Annotated in this window: 3 protein-coding genes; all 3 read right to left on the bottom strand. The window is 37.5% G+C overall.

Going from position 1 to position 5,589, the window contains the following annotated elements:
- Positions 1–173 precede the first annotated feature (173 nt).
- Positions 174–929, bottom strand: coding sequence for an ADP-ribosyltransferase (locus BTO22_RS04740; RefSeq protein WP_105054495.1), 756 nt, complete (start codon positions 927–929; stop codon positions 174–176).
- 17 nt (positions 930–946) lie between these two features.
- Positions 947–3,538 (bottom strand): hypothetical protein, encoded by a 2,592-nt coding sequence (locus tag BTO22_RS04735; RefSeq protein ID WP_105054494.1) that lies wholly within the window; start codon positions 3,536–3,538, stop codon positions 947–949.
- 1,118 nt (positions 3,539–4,656) lie between these two features.
- On the bottom strand, positions 4,657–5,589 hold a 933-nt coding region (locus tag BTO22_RS04730; protein WP_146107528.1), incomplete at its 5' end, for a GH92 family glycosyl hydrolase.

The raw sequence follows: 5,589 nt of genomic DNA, 5'->3' as shown, positions 1-5,589 counted from the left end.
TGGTTCTCCTGCTCGTACAAATTTATTCATCACATCATGATCAACTCAGCCATACGCTCTCATGGCCGAATACTCATTTGGAAGAAATCTTCTGATTGCACTAAGAATGACATAAATATAAAAAGGATAACTACTATAGTTTTAAACATGCGTATGTTCCCTAACTTAATGAATTAACGACAGAACATCTGCTGCCAACGAGAAGGAGGAATCTGCTCACCTGAATATAAATTGAACAGTCGTTCGCTTCCCATACGAACCGATCTTGGCGACACCGTTTCTAGTGATATGTAATTATTAAGAACGCCTCGTTCAATACCTGTCACCTTAAAATAACTGTTCGGAGAAATAACCACTTCGGCCTCTGAGCTATAGTCTGAAATAGATGCAATTGAAAAACTGCGTCGATTCGTCTCTATATGAAAAAGAGCCCTTACTGTACGATTACCAGAATTAGGAGGCACAACAGCAAAACGTCGAGCAACTTCAGGAATAACAGAAGTAGACAGAAAGCCTGATTCATACATAACATCTCCAACCTCTATCTGCTCTATCATCGCTTTATTTGACCATGTACCTCGGTAGGTTGTGCCGCGATACTCTGGCATTTTGTTTAACCCAGATTTCAATGTACGAACAAAACCTTTAATTTCCTTACCGGACGAACCCCACGAATTAGTTTCAGCTGCGTGTAAATATTGATTGGCTGTCCGATACCCTGATATTGAAAAATCCTCCAAAGCTTCTACTTCTGCATTGCTTAATAACTTAGATTTCCAACTGGTATTACTTTTAGACCAATCTTTAAACCCCTCCGAAAGTGCCGTTATTGCCTCTTTCGAACGGACAGGTTGTTTGAAAACCTCAAAAGGAGACGCAAAGGTAAACGCAGTCCATCCCCATAAAATCAAAATAATATATCTATGCATTCTCTATTCTCCCGAGATTATTGATAAGAAAGGCTATTAGGACTAATTCCACATTCAATCCCAAACTCAATTTGTTTTCTCACTCCCCATTCAATAACCGCCTGACTCGTTAACTGTTGACGAATCAAATTATCTAACCAATTCGATATTGGTGATAACCAATACAATGATTCATCACCAGAAAGAGCAAACAAGGTTTCTTTTAGAGGCATAAGGTTGATGTCACAAGTTTGACTTGATCGGTCATTAAGGGTTTGATTGGCGTCTACAAGCTGTGTGATCTTTTGACCTAACTCTGAAGAAGAGTCATACAAAGCATTAATAGAATTAATCAAACGAGCATCGTAGTTGTCTGGAATTAAATCAGACACTAAATAACGTAAAATATAAGCTGGCAGCATCTCTGAAAATAAAACGGAGGTTTCTTCCATTTCAGGAACATGACGCCCAACACTGGTATGTTGTGAATGAACAATTGCGGTATAACGTTGAAAGTCACCAACCTGAGAAAGTAACCAATTAGGTCCATTTTGTTCACCTAATTCAACCGCTTCAATCAAACGTGATTTTACAATCCCTTTTGCTAATGGGAGTGCATTACCCGATAAATTAGTCACATCAAGGGTTGAGCTTTCCAATGCAGAAGCAATCAATGGCGCATATTTTTCCATATCAAAGCCGCCTGGATAAGCATAACTATAAAATTGACTGCCTTGCCTTGCTTTCCAATCAGTCTCTAAAGCCGGTTCAATTAATTCATCCAGTTTTTCCAATCTCTTACGGTGTACATAACTTCCTCGACCAGAGTAATCGACTAGCCAGCGAGCAATATCAGAAAGAGAAGAGGTACGGGATAGATTTTCTTTCATTAAATATGAGGAACTCCAGCCTGCACACACTTGCTCACCAATACAATCACTCCCTAATTGAGCACGTGAATCAAACAACCAACGATAGATTTCAGTTTTATTTTCTCTATTTTGAACAATATTTTTTTGTTGTTCTGAATAATCAAGTATTTGCTGTTCAAGCCAGTCTTCTTCGGTTTCAGCATCCCAACCATCTTCAATTAATGTATTAAGTGCTACATTAAATACATCATAATAAGTTTCACGTAATGGAACTGTTATTTGATTAATAATCTCATCTTGTGATGGGTCAAATCGACGAGTTTCTGCTGGAACTCTTGTGTATTTAAGGCAGCCACGAAAATTAGGGTCTCCAGCCAAGATCCCAAAACTAGAGCAATAACGGTAACTTTGTTCTAAAATTATAATCTTAGAGGAAAGCTCTCTTGAAGTTGCTGGTCTATACAATAAACTTCTTGCCATCTCATCAACCGCATAACGACTTGCTTGCTCTTTAAAAAACGCATTCGCTTTTTCTACCGAACCCGAATCAAAAAGTCGATTAATTAACGCTAAACCATCACTTTTCATTGAGCTTTGTAATTTCATACTCGTAATACGAACATGATTATCGGCCGTTTCAGCAATCTTCTTCTTTGCGTTCAATGTACGTGTATAAAGTTGAGTTAGTGCAAGATGGTTCAAACCGTTCAACTGCCCATTACGTATTTCATCCAGCTTAATCACCGCTTGCTCAAGAATGTATTGCTGACAATGTTGCAGCGCGGCTAAGGTGCGGTTTGCGACACGAGTTGAAGGAACCGAAGGTGGACGATTATTATTTTCTTGTTGGTTAGGATAAAGGGCAAATAAAGCGTCTGTTTCTGTTCGACACGCACTTGCTATATCAGACGAAAATAATCGTGAGCCCTCTTTATTTATTCCTAATTGAAAATGAAGTGTCTTTTCCAATTCCTGATCTACAGCACTTATCAATTCGTTGGCAAGTAATGCTTGTGCTTTGACCGTTTCTTGATAATGCAGTTGGTATTTTAATGCGACATCAGAAGCATAGCTTTTTACTATTGACTCAAGGGTTTTGTGTTGATTACTTGCCAATTCTGCCCAGTGTTTCTTATCCTTTAAATCTTGTTGTGTCATAATATCATCATGAATACTAAAACTGTAATGGTTGCCAGAAGCCATGCTGTCCCAACGATTACTAATAATGTAACGATCAACAGTATGCTCAGGAAGTTTGAGAACTCCAAACCAATCAACTAGCCCCATAACGGTTGCAAAGCGATCGTATGACGTTCGAGATTCATCTTCAAATGTATCCGCAACATCACGCGCCCAAAGTCCTACCGCAGCCGCTTCTCCTATTGGTCCTAATGCTTCAAGTGCGGCGCTGCCTGCTTCAGATGCAGATCGCCCAATAGTAGACAATAAGCGCGAAGCTTCCTCTGTTTCTACAGCAAAAGAGCTTGCAGGACCGGTTTCGAGTAAAGAAGAAGTGTCGCTGTAAACGTGGGTGGCTTCGCTTAGATTCGGTTTTAAACTTGAGAAATGATCTGGTACTTTTGGAAAAAGATCCTCAGGCATAATTTCATCACTAAAAGAGCGGTAATTTTTCTTACTTAAATTATTAAACGACTCTTTATCGAGAACGTTGATTTCTTCTCCTATTCGGCACAGTTCTAAAGCAGAAGCTCCCGTTGAAAGCAAGGAACAAACAAGCATCAAATTATTTAATTTCATATTATTAATTATTCTTATATTTTTGGAAAAACTCTCAATAAGAGAGCGAAAAAAGTACTTATAAATCTAGAGGAAATGTTTTCTTAGTAAATAAGGGAGACAGACGCCTCCTTGTTGCATTTCCCATAACTAGGCTCCTTTATATAATGATTATTATTTCTATTGATTTTTTGGTTTATAAAATGAATAAGAATGAAACAAGATCACAAAATATTAATGTGTATAAACTTACTTCTACTATTTTAAGGTGGTATAACTTTTAGTTATATTACAAAAAAGCCAATAGAGTTAAGCTTGATTTCAACAAAATTTAAATCAAGTTTATTGAGTTAATTAAAAAATAAAGTCTGCTCGACACATAGAGTTTGGATACTTACCTACAATTGAGTTTGCAAAAGCAAAGATTGAGGTAGAAAGGCAACTAAGCCAATAAGTGTCATAGTTTTCATAGTTACTCCGTTAAATTTACTGTAAATGCAAATGAGAACCTATATCAACTATAGGGAATTATCAATAAGCTGAAGTCTCAGCATATTGTGAGACATTCACCATTTTGATGGGTTTATGTAATAAAACAAAAATAAATGCCGAGAGTAATCAATCGGTTGTAATTATATAAAATTAAACTATTAATAAATCAATTACTTGACCTTTGTTCCAATATTTAGCTGCCCACTTACAGCGCCCAATACTGATTGAGCATTTAAAACGTCCTTCCCTAATACCGAATTTGTTGATTTAGATAAAAGAAGAGAATTTATCGAAAGTTGTTTTTTGCATCTAAAACCTGCTAACTAAAATCAGTTCATTGCTTTTAGTATTCGCATCCCAAATCAATAAAAAATCGGGGTGAGTATGACATATGACACTCCATATGGTGCTTCCTTGTAACAAATGCGGTTTGTAAAATACTTGGAGCCCATAATCATCGGATTATTGTATAGTCTCAAGAAATTAATTTTGATTGCTAACGACCAGTTGCGGTGATATTTCTTCAAAATTAGTTCTAATCGAAGATATAGATAGTGATGAATCAGGACCATCAATGAGGGGGGAATATAAAAACGGTAAGCTTTTTTACCTACCGTTTTTAGCCGATGAAGTTAAATATTTTTTATTTACGGTGTCATCGCTTCTTCTTTATTTCCTGTCATCACAAAACTTAAGTCACCACCCGCTTTAAATTCTTTATGATTAAAGAACAGCCCGTTACTAAGCGGTTTTCCATTAATAGTGACGGATTTAATGTACATATTATCATCGGAGTTATTTGCTGCTCTAACTGTGAAAAAACCATCTTTAACCGGAAAACGGATCTCATCAAATAATGGACGACCTATCGTGTAAGTAGGATCGGCACCATTGACTTGGTAGAAACCCATTGCTGACATTACATACCATGCCGACATTGAACCAACATCTTCATTACCAACAATTCCCTCTGGCGTAGCCTGATACATCTCATCAAGAATATAATCTACCACTTCTTGAGTTTTCCAAGGCTCTGACGTCCAATTATATAGATAAGGAATGTGGTGAGAAGGCTCATTACCAAAAGCAACTTGCCCTATTAAACCTGACATATCGGCGGTTTCGTCACCAGATAATTTAGCGTTGAATGTCGCTTCTAAGTTAGTTAAAAAGGCTTGCTCTCCCCCCATAATTTCTTTAATGCCATTGATATCGTGAGGCGCAAACCAGGTCCATTGCCATGCATTACCTTCGGTATAGTTCCCCGTTTCATGAGCCGTTCCATATGGGTCAAAAGGCGTCATAAACTCACCCGTCGCCATAATTGGACGCATAAACCCTGAAACTCCCTCTTCGGCATATTGTTCAGGATTATTATCAAAATACTTCTTAAACAAATCAGCTCGAGCTAAATATAGTTCTGCATTTTTATCATCTCCTGCCAATGTAGCTATTTGAGAAATACACCAATCATAGTATGCATTCTCTAACCCATAAGAAACGGATTCAATTGTATAGTCTGGATTAACGGCATTACCTTCTGAATCTCGCTGAATCGCGGGAGCAAATCCAAATTCAGG

It is taken from the genome of Aliivibrio sifiae, assembly GCF_002954705.1.
Lineage (GTDB): Bacteria > Pseudomonadota > Gammaproteobacteria > Enterobacterales > Vibrionaceae > Aliivibrio > Aliivibrio sifiae_A.
Note: the sequence above shows the minus strand (reverse complement) of the source record. Positions and strands in the feature narration are given on the sequence as shown.